The following is a 766-nucleotide window of genomic DNA, read 5'->3' on the forward strand; positions in this document are numbered from 1 at the left end:
GGCGGTGGCCCTGTTGGGTTGGCTGGCAGCGGAATGGCCCCAGGGATCCCCGGACGTCGTAGCAGAAGGCGCTCAGGAGGGGACGCTCTCCCGCTGGTGGGAGGGGAGCTGGGTGCTGTTGGTGGTGGGCTGGCTGCTGGCTGCCATTGGCTTGGCGGAGAGCCCTTTCAGCGGCTGGCAGTTGCTGGGGATTAGCCTGCTGGGGATCCATGTCTTAATCGGGCGCTTGCGCCGACACACCCAGTCGCCCCAGCGGGACGAAGTCCTTAGGGTGCATTTGACGTTGCTGTTCTTGCTGGGCCTGGAAACTTGCTGGGCTTTTTGGCAGGTGTGGCCAGCAAGCTGGCGGCAAGAGGTTGTAGCTACAGTAACCAACTGGTTTCAGCCCCTTGATTCCCCTTGGGGCTTGCTGGGGTTGGTGCTACTGCCCTACGAGGTGCTGTGGTTGGGGTTGGCGGCCCGCTGGCAGAGGAGCACTCCAGAAGCTGGCGAGACAGACTTTTCTGGGCTGGTGGAACCAACAGAGCGCTTGGTTTTGGGGCTAGGGGGATCCCTGCTGCTCTTGAGCCTTCCCTATCCGGCCATTCGCTTTTGGCACTTGCTTTTGAGCGCCGGGATCCTGGCCTGGTGGCTACAACAAAAGTCCAGATCAGGAGAAACTCCCAACTTTCTTTGGGTACTCCTGACCCACGCCTACGGAGTGGGGGCACTGCTAGCCGGGATCCGCTGGCTTTTGCCCGACTTGTTCGCGCCAGCGGTGCGGAGC

Annotated in this window: 1 pseudogene; it reads left to right on the forward strand. The window is 62.0% G+C overall.

Annotated features, from left to right (window positions below):
- Positions 1–766 (forward strand): annotated as a pseudogene (locus NW819_RS13800) (hypothetical protein); the annotation flags it as partial.

Origin of the sequence: Synechococcus sp. R8-2 (assembly GCF_047461715.1) — a bacterium.
In the GTDB taxonomy this organism is placed as follows: domain Bacteria; phylum Cyanobacteriota; class Cyanobacteriia; order Thermostichales; family Thermostichaceae; genus Thermostichus.